The organism is Celeribacter halophilus (genome assembly GCF_900114135.1).
Taxonomy (GTDB): Bacteria; Pseudomonadota; Alphaproteobacteria; order Rhodobacterales; family Rhodobacteraceae; genus Celeribacter; species Celeribacter halophilus.
Map to the genome: position 1 here is coordinate 1 of NZ_FORY01000025.1, position 18027 is coordinate 18027.

Below are 18027 nucleotides of genomic sequence, written 5' to 3' on the forward strand. Positions count from 1 at the left end.
CGCTGTCCATATTCGTGCCTTTCAGCACCTCAAGCAGCTTGTCTTTGCCTTTTTTGCGCAGCTCTTGCTCAAGAACCGGAGAGTGGTCGAAATAGTCCTCAAGCGCGCCCTTGCCGCGCGAAGTTACAAAGATGAATTCCTTGATGCCCGCAGCCCGTGCCTCGTCAATGGCATACTGGATCAGCGGACGATCGACCAAGGTCATGATTTCTTTCGGAATGGATTTGGTTGCGGGAAGAAACCGCGTTCCAAGACCAGCCACAGGAAAAATCGCTTTGGTCACTTTTTTCATCTCTACTCCTTCGACTTACACTCATGAGATATTGTTTCACATCCATATGTGACACCCTCACGACAACACAACCCTAGAGAGATTTAATGACTCAACTAATTCTAATAACGAGAAATACTTTACAAGCTTGCCAGTATTTTTAAATGTACGCACAAGAAACAATCAAAGAACAAATCACGATATGATCTCGCTTCGAGCGTTAATATCCACCGAGAGATCATAATCGTTTCAAATCTATCAGAGAGCTTGCCAAACGATACCAGTTCAAGGGATCCAACATATGCCACTTATCACACCAGTTATTTTGTGCGGCGGTTCGGGGACACGGCTTTGGCCCTTGTCTCGCAAGAGCTACCCGAAACAATTCGTGCCGCTGGTGGATGATCAGACCCTGTTTCAGGCTTCGGCAAAAAGATTGAGCGGGGCGACAGAGACGTTGAACTTTGCCGCGCCGACCGTTCTGACAGGGGCGGATTTCCGATTTATCGTGACCGAGCAACTGGCCGCTATTGGTATTGATCCCGGTGCAATCCTGATCGAGCCCGAAGGACGCAACACAGCCCCTGCGATTTTGGCGGCAGCGCTGCACCTGATTGACCAAGATCCTGAAGCTATCATGCTGGTCGCCCCTTCCGATCATGTGGTGCCTGATGTCGCGGCCTTTCATACGGCCGTCAAAAAGGGTCTCAGCGCAATGGAAGATGGCAAGCTCGTCACCTTCGGGATCAAGCCTACCCATGCCGAAACCGGCTATGGCTATCTGGAACTGACCGCCCTGCCGGACGCTTCAGGCGATGCGGTCGATCTCAAGGAATTCGTGGAAAAACCCGACGCAGAACGCGCCGCCGAAATGGTCGCCGCCGGCACCTTCATGTGGAACGCTGGGATTTTCCTGTTCAAAGCCAAAGACATCATCGCGGCCTTCACCACCTATGCGCCCGAATTGACGGGACCGGTGAGCGAAGCTGTCGATGCCGCTCAGGTCGATCTCGGTTTCCTGCGACTGGAACCGAAAGCATGGGCCAAAGCCGATGACATTTCCATCGACTATGCGGTGATGGAGAAAGCCCACAACCTCGCCGTCGTGCCCTTTGATGGCGGTTGGTCGGACCTTGGCGGCTGGGACGCGGTCTGGCGCGAGTCCGGCCCTGACGAGAACGGCGTAGTCACCTCGGGCGAAGCCACGGCGATCGATTGTTCCAACAGCCTCATCCGCTCCGACAGCGAACGTCTTGAAGTCGTTGGCATCGGCCTTGATAACATCATGGCCATTGCGATGAATGACGCGGTTCTGGTCGCGGATATGTCGCGGGCGCAGGATGTCAAAAAGGCCGTAGCAGCACTCAAAGCCAAAGGTGCGGATCAGGCCACGCATTTCCCGAAAGATCACCGCCCTTGGGGCTGGTTCGAGAGCCTTGTGGTCGGCGGCCGTTTCCAGGTGAAACGCATCCATGTCCATCCCGGCGCGGCGCTGAGCCTACAAAGCCACTTCCACCGCTCCGAGCACTGGATCGTGGTCGAAGGCACCGCCGAGGTGACCGTGGATGGCGAAACCCGTCTCGTCACCGAAAACCAGTCGGTATATATTCCTCTGGGCGCGGTTCATCGCATGAAGAACCCCGGCAAATTGCCTATGGTTCTGATCGAAGTCCAAACCGGCTCCTATGTGGGCGAAGATGACATCATCCGCTACGAGGATGTCTATTCTCGTGGACAGGGTGCAAAAGGTTAAGGCGCAAAAGGTAGGCACGATATGGCTCCCAAATTCGGCACCAGCGGTCTGCGCGGTCTTGTGACCGAGCTGACAGATGAACTTGTTGCAGATTACGTTCATGCATTTTTGAGCACAGTCCAATCCGACACGCTCTATGTCGGGCAGGACCTACGCCCCTCATCGCCGCGGATCGCCAAGGTGATCTGCGACACGGCACAGGCGGCGGGCGTCGATGTGATCGACTGCGGCACGCTTGGCACCCCTGCCCTTGCCTTGTCCTCCATGGCGGCGCAAGCTCCCGCGATCATGGTCACAGGTAGCCACATCCCTGCGGATCGCAACGGGCTCAAATTCTACCTGCCTAACGGAGAAATCCTGAAAGCCGACGAGGCGGCGATCAATGCCGCTTATGCCTCCCGTACCCGCGTCCAAAGCAGTACACAGGGCAGCTACAACCAAATGCCCGAAGCGGAAAGCCGTTACATCGCCCGCTACATTGATGCCTTCGGTCAGATGGCACTCAAAGGGCTAAAGATCGGGGTCTATCGCCATTCCTCTGTCGCCCGCGACACAATGGAGGCGATCTTTAAAGGGCTGGGAGCAGAGGTCGTGCCGCTTGCCCATTCCGACATCTTCATCCCGGTTGATACCGAAGCAGTTGATCCCGACACCCGCGCCGAATTGCAGGCTTGGTGCCGCGAGAACGGGTTGGATGCCATTGCCTCGACAGACGGTGATGCGGACCGGCCGATGCTCACAGATGGCACGGGCAAGGTTATCCCCGGCGATATTCTCGGTGTGTTAAGCGCGCAGCTGCTGGGCGCGAAATCGGTCGTCACACCGGTCTCCTCCAACGACATGGTGCGCCGCCTCCCGGAATTCGAGGAGGTCATCCTGACCAAGATCGGGTCTCCCTTCGTGATCGCAGGCATGGCCAAGGCTGCTCATCCCGAAGTGGTAGGCTTCGAAGCCAATGGCGGTTTCCTTCTGGGCTTCACATCGCATCTCAAAGCCCCGCTCGCACCATTACCGACCCGTGATTGTATGCTCCCGATCATCGCGCCCCTGGTGTCAGCTCAGACGGCAGAGAAAAGCCTTGCCGATCTGGTCGCAGCCCTTCCACCTTGTTTTACGGCAGCAGATCGTGTGCAAGAAATTGACCGAGACAAGGCCGAGACTTTTCTGGACAAGCTCATCTCAGATGACACGGCACGTGCCGCATTTTTCGCTCCTTTCGGTAGCATCTCTGAGACCGACCTCACAGACGGGCTACGCGTAGACTTTGAAAGCGGCGACGTCCTCCACCTCCGTCCCTCCGGCAACGCCCCCGAGTTCCGCATCTATGCGCAAGCCGGCACCGAAGCCAAAGCGCAAGACTTGGTAAAAGCGGCCTATGAGGATGTGGCGCAGGAAGTGTTGTGAAATAACTCTACCCAAACAAAAGGCCTGCCATATTGCGGCAGGCCTTTTGTTTCGCACGCGAAACATTTGTCGAAAACCTGCTCTAGGCCGTGGCTTGCACAAACTCCGCATTGCCATTCGCAATAACAGCGGCAGTCAATTTTCCCGTCGCATAGGCTCCGGTATCAACCGAAATAACGCCATTTTTTTCCTGCGGTAGGCTCACAATCGTATGGCCGTGAACCATCCAAAGACCATCTTCCCGCGCCTGCTTGCCGAAGGCCACATGCCCCCACGTCAGCGCCTGATCCTTTTGCTCTTCCATAGGTCGGTCAGGGTCCGCGCCGGCATGGACCACGACGACATTGCCGCTCTGAAACCATCTCGGACGGGAAGCGAGCCAGACTTCTAGCCCCTCGGGCATCACTTCTAAAAGCTGATCCCGCGCTACGCGCAGAGCCTCAGGTGCATTTTGCACACCCAGCTTGAAATGCCCGAAGCTCGCCATAGTCTGCAAACCACCATGACGCATCCAGCGGTTTCCGGCCAATTCTGGGTCTCTCAGGAAAGACAGCATCATCTCTTCATGGTTGCCCAGAATACAAATCGTATTAGGCCGCTCGACCTCAAGCGCCCGCAATCGCTCCAGCACTTGCGCACTGTGATCGCCTCTGTCGATGAAGTCCCCAACAAAGACCCAACGCGCGTCAGGAGCCTGCGTTTCGAGTTTATTGATGAGTTTGTCCAAACACGAGAGATGACCATGAATATCCCCAACCACGGCCAAAACCTCTTTTGGTTCAGGGCGACCTCCGTCAAAGCGGCGAGGTGCGGGTTGCTCAATGGGTGTTTGGCGACGTCGAAGCAAACCTTTGAACACGGAGCGATCCTTCTGACATTTGGTCCCGTTACAGAAAACTCAGGGTATTTTCCGCAAAATTTATTGCTTCTTCAGCCAACTTTCCAGAGCAGATAGGAAGGCTTCATCAATGCCTTCACCGGAAAGCTCAATGCGTTTAGCGACCGCGTCGAAGTGAAGGGAAATCTGACGCGGGACTTTATCTTGAGGCGGCTCTTTCGGCTCGGAAGAACGACAGGCCTTCAGCAGAGCTGCAACTTCTTGCTCGGCATTGTCCGGCTTGGTTTGGCCCAAACTTGCTCTGATGTTATCAGCAACATAAGGATCAGCCTGAAGTGCCTTCGCAATCACGAGGCCATTTTTCTCACTGATAGAAGTCGGAAAACGCAAGACATCATCGAGTGCCTCGACCAGCGTCATAAAGCTTTTGATCTTGGAACGTTTCGCGCGCGAAACATTTCCAAACAGACTCTGAAGCGCTGATTTCGGGTCTGAATAGACACCTTGCTCCAAGGCTTTCACAACGATGCGAGCGCGTTCGTAAAAACTGATGTCAGAACGGATTTCGTTTTCCTCGACCATAGCCACATAAGCGTCAGAGGCGGACTTCGGCTCACGCACCACGGCAAGCACCTCATCGACACCGATCTCCGACAAGGCCAACATCCGGCGCCAGCCCGAAATCAAACCATAGCGCGGGGAGGCTTTGGAACCGCGATCCAGCACTTCCACGGGCACTTGCTGCCCGCGCGCTTTCAGGCTCGACTTCAGCGCTTCGAGATCTTCCGATTGCGCTTTCAAGCGGTCACGCACCAGATGGCCCAGATCAATGGCCGAGAGCGGCAGGCGTTCGACAATGCGCCCCTCTGCGCGGGCTTGTGTGATCATGTCGGTCATCTCGGCTAAAGCCGCAGTAACGGCTGCATCACCGGCGACCTGTGCGATCGGGGCAGGGCGAGGGGAGCTCTGCGCCACGCCCAAAGGAAAGGCCGACTTCGCCTCTGGGGCTTTAGACACTGTCTCTGCCGGATCGGTCTCTTTCTGAGTATCCGTCAAAAAATCTGTCCGCGGCGGGGAGAGTCTCTTACGCTTCGCCATGTTCAGCCTCCTGTGCTTCAATCTCGTCACGCCGCCAACTTCCCAAAAGCAGCTTCTTGAACGCGGCATAGGTGGCATCAAAGGTCTGACGCCCGCGCACATAGGTCTCGCGGTTGAAGTCCCGATAATCCGCCTCATAGATGCCGGAGACCTGCTCACCAGCCTGTCCGATGAGCGCGGTGAAGTCCTGACGATGGGGAGAAAGGGTTTGCCCCAAATAGGCCTGCATCAGAGAGGCCAGTTCGCCTTGCTGCGCTCCGTCGTAGCGGGTGATGACTGCGCGGACGGCATCCCACTCAAAGGAGATTTCCTCGCGCCCCAAAGCCCGCGCTGCCATGTTCTCCCCGTCCTCAATGGATTGGAAGGTCGAGTGCAGCATGTCGAAGAACCGGCCCGTGGAATCGAACTCCAGAAACGACGCGCCCAGAGGCACAAGCAGGATATCGGCGGCGGCCAGCCCGTTGATCGTCAGATAGCCGAGGGCAGGGGGGGTATCGAGGAAAATGACATCGTATTCATCCAGCACCCCGTCCTCTTCCAACACATCCGTAAGCGCATCCCAGAGCTTCCAGCCGCGTCCCTGCATCCGCCAGACGGGGATTTGGAATTCCGACCAGTAGAGGTTGAGCTGCGCACCGATCAGGTCGATGTTCGGCCAATGGGTCGACTGGATCACATCCTGTGTTTTGATCTTGAGCGCATCGGTCAAGGTTTCATCGAGAGGGACGGGTGTTTCGCCGCGATCCATCCGGCCTTGGTTGGCTTGTCGCTGATGGCTGGCATAATGACGGGCGAGCAGGGGAAAGACTGTGCCCCATTCATCGTCCACCTTACCGCCAAAAATCGAAGTCATGGAGCCCTGGCTGTCGAGGTCGATCACCAGCACCTTGTAGCCGTCTAGTGCGGCTGACATGGCCAGATGCGCGGCTGTGGAAGTCTTGCCAACTCCGCCTTTGAAATTGGCGACCGCAACGAGTTTCGCAGGCAGGCCTTCTGGGCGGTAGGGAAGGTACTCTTTGTTCTTTGCCCCTTCCGCCGCGAAATGCGCACGGAGCCGAAGAACCTCATCGAGAGTAAACCACTTTGCGCCGCCTTCTGTTTCGGAACGACCCTGTGGCAGATCGGGATGGGATCGCAACACGCGGCGGAAATGCGGGGTCGCAACTGGGATGAGATAGCGCGTGATTTCCCAAGTGGAAAACAATCGCAAAGATTTCCCGCCATCTTCATTGAGTCCTCTCGACGCCAGATCTTCACGTCCCTGGGCGCAGGACTGGGCGATACGGGAAAACCCTTCTGTGCTTACAGGTTGTCCAAGCTCTTGCAAAGCTTGGTTCGGATCAATGTTGAAATACGGTGGCTGCACGGCCGTGTCTTTGGACATCTTTTATCTCATGTATCGACTTTTTTTAAAGATAACCAAAAAGGCGATACATGGAAAGAAAAACAACATCTGAAGAATCAATTTATTGAAAAATATGATGTTTTCTTAGGCTTAGGGTGAACGTTATTTGGGCCTGTGGAAAAAAATGTAGTGTTATATTTGAGTTATATTATAAGTTAAGGGATTTTTCACTACTTATTAATCCATTGAAACTAAATGTATTTTTAATTTCTGAAAGGACAGGGGCGACTCTGAACCCACGATAGGGTGACTCTGAACCCACGTTGGAGTGACTCTGAACCCACGATAGAAAGACTGGACCGGGCAGGGGGCTTTCACTAAGCTGGGTGTCAATAAAACCACGAAACGAGCAGACCGCGAATTGCCCACCATAAGGGCATGGGATCGGGCAGTCAGGATCAGAGATGACAGGCGTCGTCACATCGGCAGGAGGGCTGTTGCCCGACCGGCATCCGCAGGTGGATTTTTTCCTCTGCGACATTTTTGATGCAATCCCGAAAGACGATTTAGCGACGATGGAGCATCCCGTGTTCTCGCTCTCGACGCGGCCGGACCGGCGTATTCTGAGCTATGAACATAACGGTGCGATGATCGAGGTGACGCCCTCGGTCAAAGGTCTGGCCACCATTCATGACAAAGACATTCTCATTTTCTGTGTGAGTCAGTTGATGGCGGCGATCAATGCGGGGCGGGCGGTAAGTCGGACCTTGACGCTGCGCGCGCATGACCTGTTGGTGGCGACCAATCGGGAGACCAGCGGCGATGCCTACCGGCGTCTGGTGGAGAGTTTCGAGCGTCTGGCGGGCACGCGGATCAAGACCAATATCGTCACGGGCGATGCGGAGGTGACGTCCGGCTTCGGTCTTATCGAGAGCTGGGAGATCGTGCGCAAGACCCGCGGCGGGCGGATGGTGAGCGTGGCGGTGACGCTTTCGGAATGGCTCTATCGGGCGGTGCTATCGAAATCTGTCCTGACCCTGAGCCGCGACTATTTCCGCCTGCGCAAACCGCTGGAACGGCGCATCTACGAACTGGCGCGCAAACATTGCGGCAAACAGGATCACTGGCGGATTTCTGTTGAGACGCTTTTGAAGAAATCAGGTTCGGCCAGCCCGCGGCGAGTGTTCCGCAAAATGATCCGAGATATGATCGCAGCCAACCACCTGCCGGATTATGAGATGAGTGAGGAGGAAGGGGATATCATCCGCTTCACCTCCCGCGCCCGTGTTCTGGACAGCGAGGGACCGCAGCTCCCGCCGCTCAAACCCGCCGCCTTTGAGCGCGCTCGCGACATGGCGCCAGGCTGGGACATTTATGCCTTGGAAGCCGATTGGCGGAGCTATTGGGCTGCCTCAGGTAAGCCGAAGCTACATTCGGTAGAGCACGCGTTTTTGGGCTTCGTGAAAATGCGGATGGCGAAGGGGCGGTAGGGGCGATACATATAGAAACCGGATTAGTCTTGAGAAAATAGAGTGACGTATGAATGAATCATCATGTTCTGTCGGCGATTATTTCCGGCAATCTTGGGGGGGGTCAGGTGCGCTATTCTTGATAGGCTTATTCTTGCGGCTGGCTCTGTCTAACGGTCTCCTGAATCAGTTTATTCCATATACGTTGCCTGGGGGCTCCATCGTCTTTAAAATTCATATTGGTACGGTTCTAATACTGACAGCATTTCTTTTGCGTTCGAAAAAAATCTATTTTCCTCAGCAGTTCCGTGCTGTTGGGCGGTCATCTTATGCATTTATGTTGATACTCGTATATGCAACGATTTGGTTGGTGCTTCAATTCGGGATTTCGTCGGTTGCATATTTGGTTGACACGTTCTTTTGTGCTCTTTTTGGCGCTTTGTATTTGCTCAATGCCCGCAGAGTTGTTGCATGGTCCGCCTTCAAAATGATCGTTGTGTTTACTGGGATAAATTCGGTCGTCGCGATTTTCGAGTTTATCACGCGTGCGCATTTTTTACCCGATCCGGGTTTCAGGTTCTATTATTTCCGCTCATATGCCCTCTTCGGGCATCCGCTTTTGAATGCGTTGTTGACCGGAGTTGTTGGAATTTTTGTTCTGCGTGACAGGAGTCTGGGTCGTTGGTCTCTTCTGTATTTTCTGCTCGCGACTATTGCTATTTTGTCCTTCGGTGGACGTGCTGCGCTTGTGATGTTTGTTCTTGTTGCGGTGACTTCGGAATTGATTGATTTTTCATGCCGCTTTTTCGCGGGTCGAGCAACGTGGAAGCATTTGATTACAATGCAAATTGCGACACCAGTCTTGATTTCTTCCGGTCTTTTCCTCTTGCTTGAGACGCCCCTCGGAGAAAGATTTATGGCTATGAAAGGGCTTGATGACAACAGCACAGGTGCACGGTTGCATCTTCTTTCGATTTATGACGGATTGTCAAAATCTGATGTTTTGTTAGGGATTAGTGCGTCGACTAAACGTTTGCTGATTGATCAAAATAGCAACTTCAACACGATCGAAAACTTCTGGGTGGATATGGCTTTGTCCTTTGGACTAATTGCCTTTAGTTTTATTGCTCTAGGCATGCTTGTCTTTATGTATCAGGTGGCACGCTCCGGAAGCACTGGTAGCATTGCAGCTGGTATTTTCTTTCTTTTGGTCGCCAGTACAAATAATGCACTATCAATTAAAAGCCCGGCTTTGTTTGTCCTGGTATCGCTTCTTCTTGCGGCGCAAAGGGCACGGACCCACCCTCAGCGATAATAACGCTTTATTTTGAGATGGCGTCGTAAATCTCAAGCGTCTTCTTGAAATTGATCTTGCTCGAATACCTATCTTCAAACCGCTTTCGTCCAGCATGTCCCATCGTTTTGCGTAACTGATTATTTTTCAACAGTTTTTCCAATGCGCTGGCCAGTGCATCGGGGTCATCTGGCGGAACCACGTAACCGGTTTCGCCATCGACAATCTGGTTGGGAATATCTCCCACGGAGCTTGAAACGGAAGGCAGACCAATGGCCATTGCTTCCAGGATAGCAACCGGTTGGTTCTCGGCGCGTGACGGTAAAACATGAATGTCTGATGCGGCCATTTGTGTACGCACCTGCTCTTCGCTCTGCCAGTCGGTGAATTCTACTTGCTCAAGGGAAAGCTTCTTTTCTCGGGCAAGGTTTTCATATTTCTCGACTTCGCCGTTGCCGCAGACCGCACAGGTCCAAGGGATGTCCGGCGGCACAGCTTTCAGCGCATCAAGCAAAGTGTCCACCCCCTTGCGGTGGCCGACAAACCCAACAAATACAATGCGGGGAACCGAATTCTCATGTGTGGACCTGAGGCCAGGGTCTGGCACCCCGTTATCGATGATATAGACGCGCTCCGGTTCAAGGCCAAGCCCCTGGTCAGACCCTGCCCATGCCCGCCATCCTGTGCCGAGCACGATCACTGCGGCAGCCTTTCTATAAAACTTTTGAATGAGGTTTCGTGCAAACCTGGGCTGGTTTGCAAAATATTCATCATAGCCAGCACCGTGAAGGTGAATGATGTAGGGCTTTCCGAAGAGAGAGGCAATTTGAGCGAATAGGAATTTGCGCCATGTCGATCCCTTTGGAGCTACATGAAGATGCACGATCTCAGCTTTTTCCGAAAAAATTGCTCCCAAAAATTTCCACAGAGAATAAAGTGTGGAAACATGGCTGAGAATTTTACCTTCTGCCCAGCGTGTGGGGATGAACGTGAAAGCATATGGAGAGTTTGAGGCGTCGATCTCGCGCTTAGTATAGGAGACCACACGGGTTATTCCGCCAGCTTGCACGTTCACATTTCGCGGCATTAGAACGCAGACATTTTTATGCAGCATTTTCTCATTTCTCATTTTGTAACTCATAGAGTATATCTGTAATACCCGTGGTTAAAAGCGACGAAGCGCCTTTGATACTAGCGATAGCATCAGAACTGACTTGAAAATCATCATAGTAGAGTTTCTGAAGGTTGCTCGTGTCGATGTCAGCAATGCAGTTTGATAAGCCGCACATGTCAAAAACGCCTCTGATTTTTTGGTCATACCCCTGATGTAAACAGGCAACTGGAATGCTTCCTGCAGCTAGCCCCAGAAGCAACGCATGTAACCGGTTCGAAAACAAAACAGTTACGTCTCCATAGGCCTTATCGCGAAACTCTGAGAGTGAGGCTGTGATATCCACAAAGCTCACGGGCGCGTGATGTAGCGGGCTGTGAAATGCATACAGTTCTTTCATGAAGGGAATATCAGATTCCACTTGTGCCACAAATTTTATTGGCGCTTCGGGGAAATCGGCCAATATTTTGGAGATCATCTGTTTGATTTTTGCTGTCGAATAGTAGGGCTCATCTGTTCGAAAGGAAAATGCGATCATCCCGGTCGGTTGAGATACCAAAGAGTTGGGCCCTTCTTTGCAAGCAAAATCCAGGCCAAAGGCCAAGTCCGGCAAAATTCCATCAATGGTCACACCAGCTTTCGCAAGTTCTCCAGCACTTATTTGATCTCTGACGATAACTTTGGATGCGAGCTTTAAACGATGTCTTATAATCCTTTGATAACGCACCCCAAGATTTTCATAGCTTGCTCCGACAGAAACGATGTTAATCCCAAGCATGCGAAGAAAGGCAAGGAAACCTGTGTAAGCTTCATTGAGCCAAAAAAGCTTACGTGATTTTTCTCCGCTGTTACCTCCCGGCATGAGAAATAACACAGGCCTTATTCCACGCGCGCGCCTTTTGAGCATGGTGATAGCGAGATAGGCGAGACCTCGCCGAGAGATTTCTACCCCCTGTACATTTTCAAGCTGCATGTTCTGAATGAAATGTTCCGGCGCTAAAGACGCCTCGACCGTGACGGGAACAGTTTGTGAGACAATTCTGATAAGTTGATGATTGATGAGTGCATCCCCGGCATTTTCGAATTTTGTTTTAAGAAAAAAGAAGGCTTCTATAGGCGGGGCAGACTTTGTCTCGTTTCCTTCGTGCATAGCATTTATGCTCCGGTTTGAGGTCTATTTTATAGAAATAAGGAGGACCCCCTCCCTAAGTCATGTGAACGAATAGCCAAAGAGTTCGATTTCTTCTGCATAGACTTGCGCGATCAGATCGCGGGTCTCTTTCGTAAACGCATCACGCCAGCTTTCACTATGCCCCCCTCGAATTTCGTGCGGGAGGCTTGTGGGGACTGGCCCCTGAAGGTAGGGGCTGACATCTGCATAGGCTTTAGAGAGTTCTTCAAACCGGCCAACATAATCCATTTTGATGGTTCCATCGAACCCCTTCAACCAATAAGTCTGAGGTTTGAGCATGCCATTTCCTGCATGGCGCTTGAGAAAGGTATCAAACGGCATATCGCTTGAAATCCCGTAAGCCTTCAGGTGTTTTTCGTCGCGTATAACGTTTTGGTACCATGAGTGAACCCGCGCCCAGGGATTCCGCACAATGGTGAATTTGTAATAGGACTGAAATTGTTCTGCGGTAACCGTCAGTTTGTTCTCGGGACGCGTGTCTCGGCTTTGCCATCGGTATCGGCGTACCACTTCGCGGAGATTTTCTGCCGATAGAAAGGCAGATGGCGGTATCGGGTTTTCTAGCATTCGAATGGAGCGGTGATCTTGGCGCTCCTTTTGCTCGTGTGTATTTTCATGATGCCCCAAGACAGCTTCAATAGATGTTCCTGCGCATTTTGGAATATGGATAAAAATGCACTTGTGACGGTGTGAAATCATGCCTGTACCTCTTTTGGCGTGCCATTGGCCAGTTCAACATACAAAGTTGCGATCTTCGGCAGCTTGAAATCCTGCGCACGGGCAAAGCATTTTTCTCGATCCTGCGGAGATCTTACGCCGCTTTCGATAGCGGCTGCTAGAGCTGGAATGTCACCAAGGGGAACAAGTGTGCCAAATTCCCCGCTCTGGAGGATGTCTTTCGGCCCCCCAGGACAGTCGGTGGAGACGACGGAGGTACCACATGCGAGGGATTCTACGAGGACATTTCCAAACCCCTCCCAATGCGAGGCAAGGATAAACTGACGCGCATTAGCATAAAAAGGGAAAGGGTTCTGTGCGTAGCCAAGAAGATGAACCCGATTTGATAGACCGGCCTCCGTGATTTGCTTTCTGAGGTGGGCTTCGAGTGGTCCTTCTCCAAGTATCACGAGGTCTTCTTTAATCTGATCGGCAATCATACCATATGCTGCAATCAGGTCAGGATATCCTTTTTGCGGGACTAAACGTCCGACGGATACGATATAAGGTCGCTTCGACGGCAAGGGAGGTTCGGGAAGAGCATCCTTATTGGCGAGAACCCAGTCAATATTGACAGGATTGTGGATGACGTGGCAGCGGCGCGGCTTGGCGCCATATGCTTTGAGCTGGTTGACGATATCCTGAGAGACCCCGAATGTCGCGAAGGTTAGGCGTGATAGAATTGCGATTCCCCACCACGTCAGCCGAACCCCCAAATACGTGTCTGGATCATACGGATTGTGATAAGAAATAATCGTTTTCCAACGTGTTCCTGTTAAGCCAATCAGCGTGGCGAAAATCGGGCAAAGCCCCAGACGAGCGAATACGACATCGGCATTCCAATCTGACAACGTTTTTCGCAGAGCACGCATTCGGGACAAATAGCCGGATGGTAGAACCCGGGTTTCGACAGCAGGTTCAAGGAACGCCTTATTCGGCCCACTGTCGCGCTCGACAATGATTAGAACCGGGTGTCCGCGTCGCGCTAGCTCAGACGCAATAAGAGCAGTGTTGCGCTCCGCGCCTCCGCCTTCGAACGAGGTCAGGTAAAAGCAAATGCGTTCCATACTCAGCCTTTCAGCACAGAGAGAATTCCGAGATGTTTCATGGCATATCCATAGGTCCCGAGCGTCAAAACTGAAGCGCCGATCCAGCCGGGCATGCCTAGAAGTATACGTCCAGTCCAAATGACTCCACCTCCCAAAATGCAAGCCAGAAGGATAATCATGAGTTCGCGACCGAATATGTTGATTTTCATACGCTTGCGGGCGCGCATGATCGATAAAGTAGCTTCGAACAGATTGCCGATCAGGGCAGACGCGGCTGCGCCGTAAATGCCATAGCTCGGGATAAGCACAAGACAGACGACAAACATTAATACCAATGACGGGGCTTGCTTCCAGATCAGGTCAGACGTCGTTTTGCGCAGCAGGAAGATTTGATCAATTAGAAAACGGGTCCATCCCCGAATGAAAGCTGCCATCGCAATCAGGCTGATTGTGACGGGCGCAACGGTGGCATATTCGTCTTTCAAAAGTAGATCCGTCATATTCTGCGCGGACACCAAAATAAAGGTCAGCATGGGCAGGGTGACAAGCCCGATAGCAACGCTTTTTTGACGAAAAATCCGACGGGCGCCGTCGTCCCCTTCGGTCTCATAGGCCTGCACGAGTTTCGGAAAACCACCGATGTTAATGATGTTGAATAGCATGTCCAATGCGGGGCGCCCTAGTTGGTAGCTGACCGCATAGGCTCCGAGTGCGGCGGTTCCCGCGATCTTCTCTAGCATCACTCGATCCAGAATGAGGATGGTACCTGCAAGAAGAAATGAACCGATCAAGGGACCAGAATATCCTAAAATTTCTTTTATGAACAACTTTGTCGGGCGGCTGATCGAATCCACCTTTAGAATTTTCCACAGCAGAAATAAAGCGGCAAGCGCCGTGAAGCTTTGTGTTCCCAAAAGCAAATATTCATACTCTGCCCCAAACCAGGACACGAGCATCAGAGCAAAGCCGAATCCAAGGATCGGCCGCAGTGTTTCAATGATGATATACAAGCGTGATTTGCCGCGAACTCGTAGGAACTGCAAGCCTTGATACAGGATGAAATTAGCCACGACATACAGGGATAAAAGTGTGGCCCAAGTCTTGTCATAATGAGAATCAAAGAGCACATAACCAAAAGCAAAGATCACAGAAAAGGCGATCCCAGGAACCATCAGAATGACGATGGCCCGATCAATGCTTTCTCCTCGCCTACCATACTCGTAATACAGACGGGTGTAGGATGCCCTAATCCACCTCATGAAAACTGTGTCGAGATACTCCCCGAAAAGGATGACGAGCGAATATAGACCGATGCGTTCAGGGGGTATAATTCGCGCAAAAACAAGCAGTGTCACAATGGCAAGAAGACGTGGCACGATGAGTGCTGGCGCGTAACCGAAGTATTTTTTCATGGGTGGGAAAGTCCACTCTAGCTAGTATCTTACTCTCAAGGCTGAAAGTTTTGTGGATTTTATAGACACTTACAGTGTTTGTTTATAGTTCATCCTATTAGCTTAAAAGCTTCGACCACAGCGTTTGGTCATATGATGTGGAAAATGAAGTGCGCGTTGGGCTGTGGCGTTCCAAATGTGTTAATGTCAGCAGGGGGTGACAAAATGATCAACCTCCCGCCGGAGACGTGCTATCAGATCGGCGCGGTTTTGAGAAATTCCCGACGACATCGGTTCAAGCTCTTCACGCGTGAGAATTGCCTTCAAGTCAGCTCCGGTTTCGCAGACATACACTCCCGAAATACGCCCGAGTTGCGAAACCGTCGCAAGCTGGTGATCGTTTCTGTGTTCGCCAAGGTGGCTGCGCCGCGCAACAATCGCAACGGGTTTGCCCATCTTTTGGGCTGACAACAAAGTCCCAATTCCGGCATGGCCCACGATAACGCGTGCGCATTGAACCTTTTGCGTAAAATCCTTTTGGGATAATGTCGGAACACAGGGGAAATGCACTGGTTGATATTTACCGTGCCCAATTTGCCCGAAGATTTCTTCCCCGACATCCTGCGCGATGTTATCCATCATCGACACAAGGCGATCAAATGGCAACTGGGTGCCAAGAGTTACAAAAATCATAAGAGGCTTCCTGCATATTGAATTCGAGTTCCGTCGGCTAAGCTTTCCCATTGTGTGAACGTCAGTGTGGCAAACAGGCTGGCCAATCTACCACTCAACGACAATTTCTCGGCGTTTGCGATGCTGTCGACCCAGATCGTTTTCGCTCCGAAAACCCGCCCCCAGAGTAAACACAATAGACCCGGGGCTGCGCCGGTCGAGATCACAACAGCAGGCTTGGTCTTACGAACCAATTGATAGGATTCGATTAGTCCCATTATCACCTTTGCTGGTTCGCTTTGGCTGTAATCCTTTATTGTACAACAGTTTTTTAAATCTCTGTCTTGCACAATTCCGGGATCTGTCGTCACAAACATGGTCACGTGTGTATCCAAAAAGGCCGGAGTGATCTGGCAGAGCTGCTCCCAATGTCCGCCTTTGGAGGCGACAGCCAAAATCGTTGTTTTCTTGATAGCTGGTTTTTTAGGCATATATCACTCACATTCCTTTAAGCATCGCTTCATGTCATCATATGCCGATAAATCTGGCGGCACCGGTGACAAGAGCTGTGGGCATGGGTCTTTTCCTCAATCAGCGTGGAACAGGTCGCGGGTGAAGATCTTCTCCGGCACATTCGAGATGTCATCCGTCACACGGTTGGCGACGATCACATCGGCCTCGGCCTTGAACGCATCGAGATCATTGACCACCCGCGAGCCGAAGAAATCGGGCTCGGTCATCACCGGTTCATAGACGATCACCTCAATGCCCTTGGCCTTCACGCGTTTCATGATGCCTTGGATCGAAGACTGGCGGAAATTGTCGGAGCCCGCCTTCATCACTAGACGATAAACGCCAACCACTTTTGGGCCTTTCGCGATGATCTGATCGGAGAGAAAATCCTTGCGGGTGCGGTTGGCATCCACAATGGCGCGAATGAGGTTTTGTGGCACTTCGGAATAGTTCGCCAGCAACTGCTTGGTGTCTTTCGGCAGGCAATACCCGCCGTAGCCGAAGGACGGATTGTTGTAGTGATCGCCAATCCGCGGGTCCAGACCGATGCCGTCGATGATCTGGCGAGAATCCATCCCGCCCGCTAGCGCATAGCTGTCCAATTCGTTGAAAAACGCCACGCGCATGGCGAGATAGGTGTTGGCAAAGAGCTTGACCGCCTCGGCCTCGTCCGCATCGGTGAACAGCACCGGCGCGTCCTTCTCCACCGCCCCTTCGAGCAGCAGATCGGCAAAGACACGCGCCCGCTCGGAACGTTCTCCGACGATGATCCGGCTGGGGTGGAGGTTGTCGTAAAGCGCACGCCCCTCGCGCAGGAATTCGGGGCTGAAGATCACCTGATCCGTGTCGAACTCGTCGCGAATACGGTTGATAAAGCCCACAGGGATGGTCGATTTCACCACGATGGTCGCGGTTTCATTGACCTCCAGCACCTTGAGGATCACCTGCTCCACGCTGGATGTGTCGAAATAGTTGGTCTGGGCATCGTAATTCGTCGGCGTCGCCACGATCACGAAATCCGCATCCTTGTAAGCCGCCACCGCATCTGTCGTCGCCGTGAGGTTCAACTCCTTATGCGCCAGAAACTCCTCAAGCTCGGCATCCACAATCGGAGACTTCCGCGCATTGACCAAGGCCACGCGCTCCTCGGAAATGTCCACCGCCATGACCTCGTGGTTCTGCGCCAGCAAAACCGCATTCGACATCCCGACGTAACCGATCCCCGCAACCGCGATTTTCATTTTATATTCCTTATTCTACGACTAATCGAAGAGCTAATTCTCCAGTTTCTTCGCTGATCCATTGCCGTGATTGAACAATTTTTCTTGTTTCACGTTCCACCCAGAACCAGTTTTGGAATTTTACCTGCCCGTTTCGACATGTTTCATAGAACAGATCTGTGTCAGCTGTGTAACTTGAGCTCAATGGTACAGGTTCTCGGGACTGATGTGTGATTTGGCAGCGGAAAGCAAGTCGTTCGACTTGGCTGGAGCCACTTAAAGGTGTGATGAAATGCTCTGTGATGATATTTTCACCACCAGCTTTCAAAGCGTGTAGTGTGCTGTCTATATCTGCAGCATAGACGTCATTTCCGAAGCCACGTGTTGCAATGATGATGCCGTCTTTCATGCCCAAAGATAAATGGTCTGGGGAAATCCAAGTTTCTTCTCCTTTGGTATTAACCGTTTGTCGGACAAAGAGTGTATAGGCATTTTCTTTGTTTTGAAGGCCTGCCACATAAGCGGGAGCTCCAGAGTTTCGAGCAGTGAGGAAGGCTGTGCCAGGCTCCAGTACGGCAGTCTTGCTGAAGGCTTGCTCTATAAGAGCGGTTTGGTTCGGGTCTGATGAACAGCCTGCGAGTAAAGTAAGAGTAACTAGCACGTAACTAAAGGAGCGCAGTGTCATATGGG

The 18027-nt window shown here is 52.2% G+C and carries 17 protein-coding genes; 4 read left to right on the top strand and 13 right to left on the bottom strand.

Annotated elements, in window-relative coordinates; genetic code table 11:
• Nucleotides 1–292: sugar phosphate nucleotidyltransferase (locus tag BM152_RS16645; protein WP_244524895.1), on the bottom strand; the 292-nt coding region annotated here is incomplete at its 3' end.
• 280 nt (nucleotides 293–572) lie between these two features.
• On the opposite strand from BM152_RS16645, the gene BM152_RS16650 reads away from it, so the two are divergent.
• Both BM152_RS16650 and BM152_RS16655 read left to right on the top strand, forming a co-directional pair.
• Complete coding sequence (locus tag BM152_RS16650; protein WP_066608211.1) at nucleotides 573–2024, top strand: mannose-1-phosphate guanylyltransferase/mannose-6-phosphate isomerase; 1452 nt, start codon at nucleotides 573–575, stop codon at nucleotides 2022–2024.
• Nucleotides 2025–2045: 21 nt separating this feature from the next.
• A complete protein-coding gene (locus tag BM152_RS16655; protein WP_066608210.1) occupies nucleotides 2046–3428 on the top strand; it encodes a phosphomannomutase in 1383 nt (460 codons plus the stop codon).
• Between the two features lie 82 nt (nucleotides 3429–3510).
• On the opposite strand, the gene BM152_RS16660 is transcribed toward BM152_RS16655, so the two are convergent.
• The 3 genes from BM152_RS16660 to BM152_RS16670 all read right to left on the bottom strand — a co-directional run bounded on the left by BM152_RS16660 (nucleotide 3511) and on the right by BM152_RS16670 (nucleotide 6748).
• A complete protein-coding gene (locus tag BM152_RS16660) occupies nucleotides 3511–4251 on the bottom strand; it encodes a metallophosphoesterase family protein (protein WP_066608323.1) in 741 nt (246 codons plus the stop codon).
• Nucleotides 4252–4347: 96 nt separating this feature from the next.
• Nucleotides 4348–5322: a ParB/RepB/Spo0J family partition protein gene (locus tag BM152_RS16665; RefSeq protein ID WP_231730581.1), complete on the bottom strand. Its 975-nt coding sequence runs from the start codon at nucleotides 5320–5322 to the stop codon at nucleotides 4348–4350.
• Nucleotides 5323–5350: 28 nt separating this feature from the next.
• The gene (locus tag BM152_RS16670; RefSeq protein ID WP_066608208.1) at nucleotides 5351–6748 is read right to left on the bottom strand and encodes an AAA family ATPase; all 1398 of its coding nucleotides are present in this window, start codon (nucleotides 6746–6748) and stop codon (nucleotides 5351–5353) included.
• Between the two features lie 425 nt (nucleotides 6749–7173).
• On the opposite strand from BM152_RS16670, the gene BM152_RS16675 reads away from it, so the two are divergent.
• Entirely contained in the window at nucleotides 7174–8199 is a 1026-nt protein-coding gene (locus BM152_RS16675; RefSeq protein ID WP_066608205.1) for a replication initiator protein A, read from the top strand.
• A gap of 49 nt (nucleotides 8200–8248) precedes the next feature.
• Complete coding sequence (locus BM152_RS16680; RefSeq protein WP_066608203.1) at nucleotides 8249–9493, top strand: VpsF family polysaccharide biosynthesis protein; 1245 nt, start codon at nucleotides 8249–8251, stop codon at nucleotides 9491–9493.
• 7 nt (nucleotides 9494–9500) lie between these two features.
• Here the strand turns inward: BM152_RS16680 and BM152_RS16685 are convergent, their stop codons facing one another.
• The 9 genes from BM152_RS16685 to BM152_RS16725 form a co-directional block, all read right to left on the bottom strand.
• The gene (locus tag BM152_RS16685) at nucleotides 9501–10613 is read right to left on the bottom strand and encodes a glycosyltransferase family 4 protein (RefSeq protein ID WP_082715459.1); all 1113 of its coding nucleotides are present in this window, start codon (nucleotides 10611–10613) and stop codon (nucleotides 9501–9503) included.
• Entirely contained in the window at nucleotides 10591–11733 is a 1143-nt protein-coding gene (locus BM152_RS16690; RefSeq protein WP_066608197.1) for a polysaccharide pyruvyl transferase family protein, read from the bottom strand. Before BM152_RS16690 ends, BM152_RS16685 begins: the two co-directional genes overlap by 23 nt.
• A 60-nt stretch (nucleotides 11734–11793) precedes the next feature.
• Nucleotides 11794–12474, bottom strand: a complete 681-nt coding sequence (locus BM152_RS16695; RefSeq protein ID WP_074914508.1) for a sulfotransferase family 2 domain-containing protein — start codon at nucleotides 12472–12474, stop codon at nucleotides 11794–11796.
• Complete coding sequence (locus BM152_RS16700; RefSeq protein ID WP_066608193.1) at nucleotides 12471–13559, bottom strand: glycosyltransferase; 1089 nt, start codon at nucleotides 13557–13559, stop codon at nucleotides 12471–12473. Before BM152_RS16700 ends, BM152_RS16695 begins: the two co-directional genes overlap by 4 nt.
• A gap of 2 nt (nucleotides 13560–13561) precedes the next feature.
• Nucleotides 13562–14953: an oligosaccharide flippase family protein gene (locus BM152_RS16705; protein WP_074914513.1), complete on the bottom strand. Its 1392-nt coding sequence runs from the start codon at nucleotides 14951–14953 to the stop codon at nucleotides 13562–13564.
• 186 nt (nucleotides 14954–15139) lie between these two features.
• On the bottom strand, nucleotides 15140–15625 hold the full coding sequence (locus BM152_RS16710; RefSeq protein WP_074914517.1) for a glycosyltransferase: 486 nt from the start codon (nucleotides 15623–15625) through the stop codon (nucleotides 15140–15142).
• Entirely contained in the window at nucleotides 15622–16095 is a 474-nt protein-coding gene (locus BM152_RS16715; RefSeq protein WP_066608188.1) for a glycosyltransferase family protein, read from the bottom strand. Before BM152_RS16715 ends, BM152_RS16710 begins: the two co-directional genes overlap by 4 nt.
• A 96-nt stretch (nucleotides 16096–16191) precedes the next feature.
• Complete coding sequence (locus BM152_RS16720) at nucleotides 16192–17358, bottom strand: nucleotide sugar dehydrogenase (protein WP_066607029.1); 1167 nt, start codon at nucleotides 17356–17358, stop codon at nucleotides 16192–16194.
• Between the two features lie 10 nt (nucleotides 17359–17368).
• Nucleotides 17369–18022, bottom strand: a complete 654-nt coding sequence (locus BM152_RS16725) for a YjbF family lipoprotein (protein WP_158527962.1) — start codon at nucleotides 18020–18022, stop codon at nucleotides 17369–17371.
• Nucleotides 18023–18027: the final 5 nt, after the last annotated feature.

Excerpts from the sequence above, each read along its gene's own strand:
- BM152_RS16690 (WP_066608197.1), bottom strand. The coding sequence starts at position 11,733 with ATGCACGAAGGAAACGAGACAAAGTCTGCCCCGCCTATAGAAGCCTTC.
- BM152_RS16720 (WP_066607029.1), bottom strand. The coding sequence starts at position 17,358 with ATGAAAATCGCGGTTGCGGGGATCGGTTACGTCGGGATGTCGAATGCG.
- BM152_RS16710 (WP_074914517.1), bottom strand. The coding sequence starts at position 15,625 with ATGATTTTTGTAACTCTTGGCACCCAGTTGCCATTTGATCGCCTTGTG.
- BM152_RS16670 (WP_066608208.1), bottom strand. The coding sequence starts at position 6,748 with ATGTCCAAAGACACGGCCGTGCAGCCACCGTATTTCAACATTGATCCG.
- BM152_RS16725 (WP_158527962.1), bottom strand. The coding sequence starts at position 18,022 with ATGACACTGCGCTCCTTTAGTTACGTGCTAGTTACTCTTACTTTACTC.
- BM152_RS16655 (WP_066608210.1), top strand. The coding sequence starts at position 2,046 with ATGGCTCCCAAATTCGGCACCAGCGGTCTGCGCGGTCTTGTGACCGAG.
- BM152_RS16650 (WP_066608211.1), top strand. The coding sequence starts at position 573 with ATGCCACTTATCACACCAGTTATTTTGTGCGGCGGTTCGGGGACACGG.
- BM152_RS16700 (WP_066608193.1), bottom strand. The coding sequence starts at position 13,559 with ATGGAACGCATTTGCTTTTACCTGACCTCGTTCGAAGGCGGAGGCGCG.
- BM152_RS16680 (WP_066608203.1), top strand. The coding sequence starts at position 8,249 with ATGAATGAATCATCATGTTCTGTCGGCGATTATTTCCGGCAATCTTGG.
- BM152_RS16695 (WP_074914508.1), bottom strand. The coding sequence starts at position 12,474 with ATGATTTCACACCGTCACAAGTGCATTTTTATCCATATTCCAAAATGC.
- BM152_RS16685 (WP_082715459.1), bottom strand. The coding sequence starts at position 10,613 with ATGAGTTACAAAATGAGAAATGAGAAAATGCTGCATAAAAATGTCTGC.
- BM152_RS16675 (WP_066608205.1), top strand. The coding sequence starts at position 7,174 with ATGACAGGCGTCGTCACATCGGCAGGAGGGCTGTTGCCCGACCGGCAT.
- BM152_RS16705 (WP_074914513.1), bottom strand. The coding sequence starts at position 14,953 with ATGAAAAAATACTTCGGTTACGCGCCAGCACTCATCGTGCCACGTCTT.
- BM152_RS16715 (WP_066608188.1), bottom strand. The coding sequence starts at position 16,095 with ATGCCTAAAAAACCAGCTATCAAGAAAACAACGATTTTGGCTGTCGCC.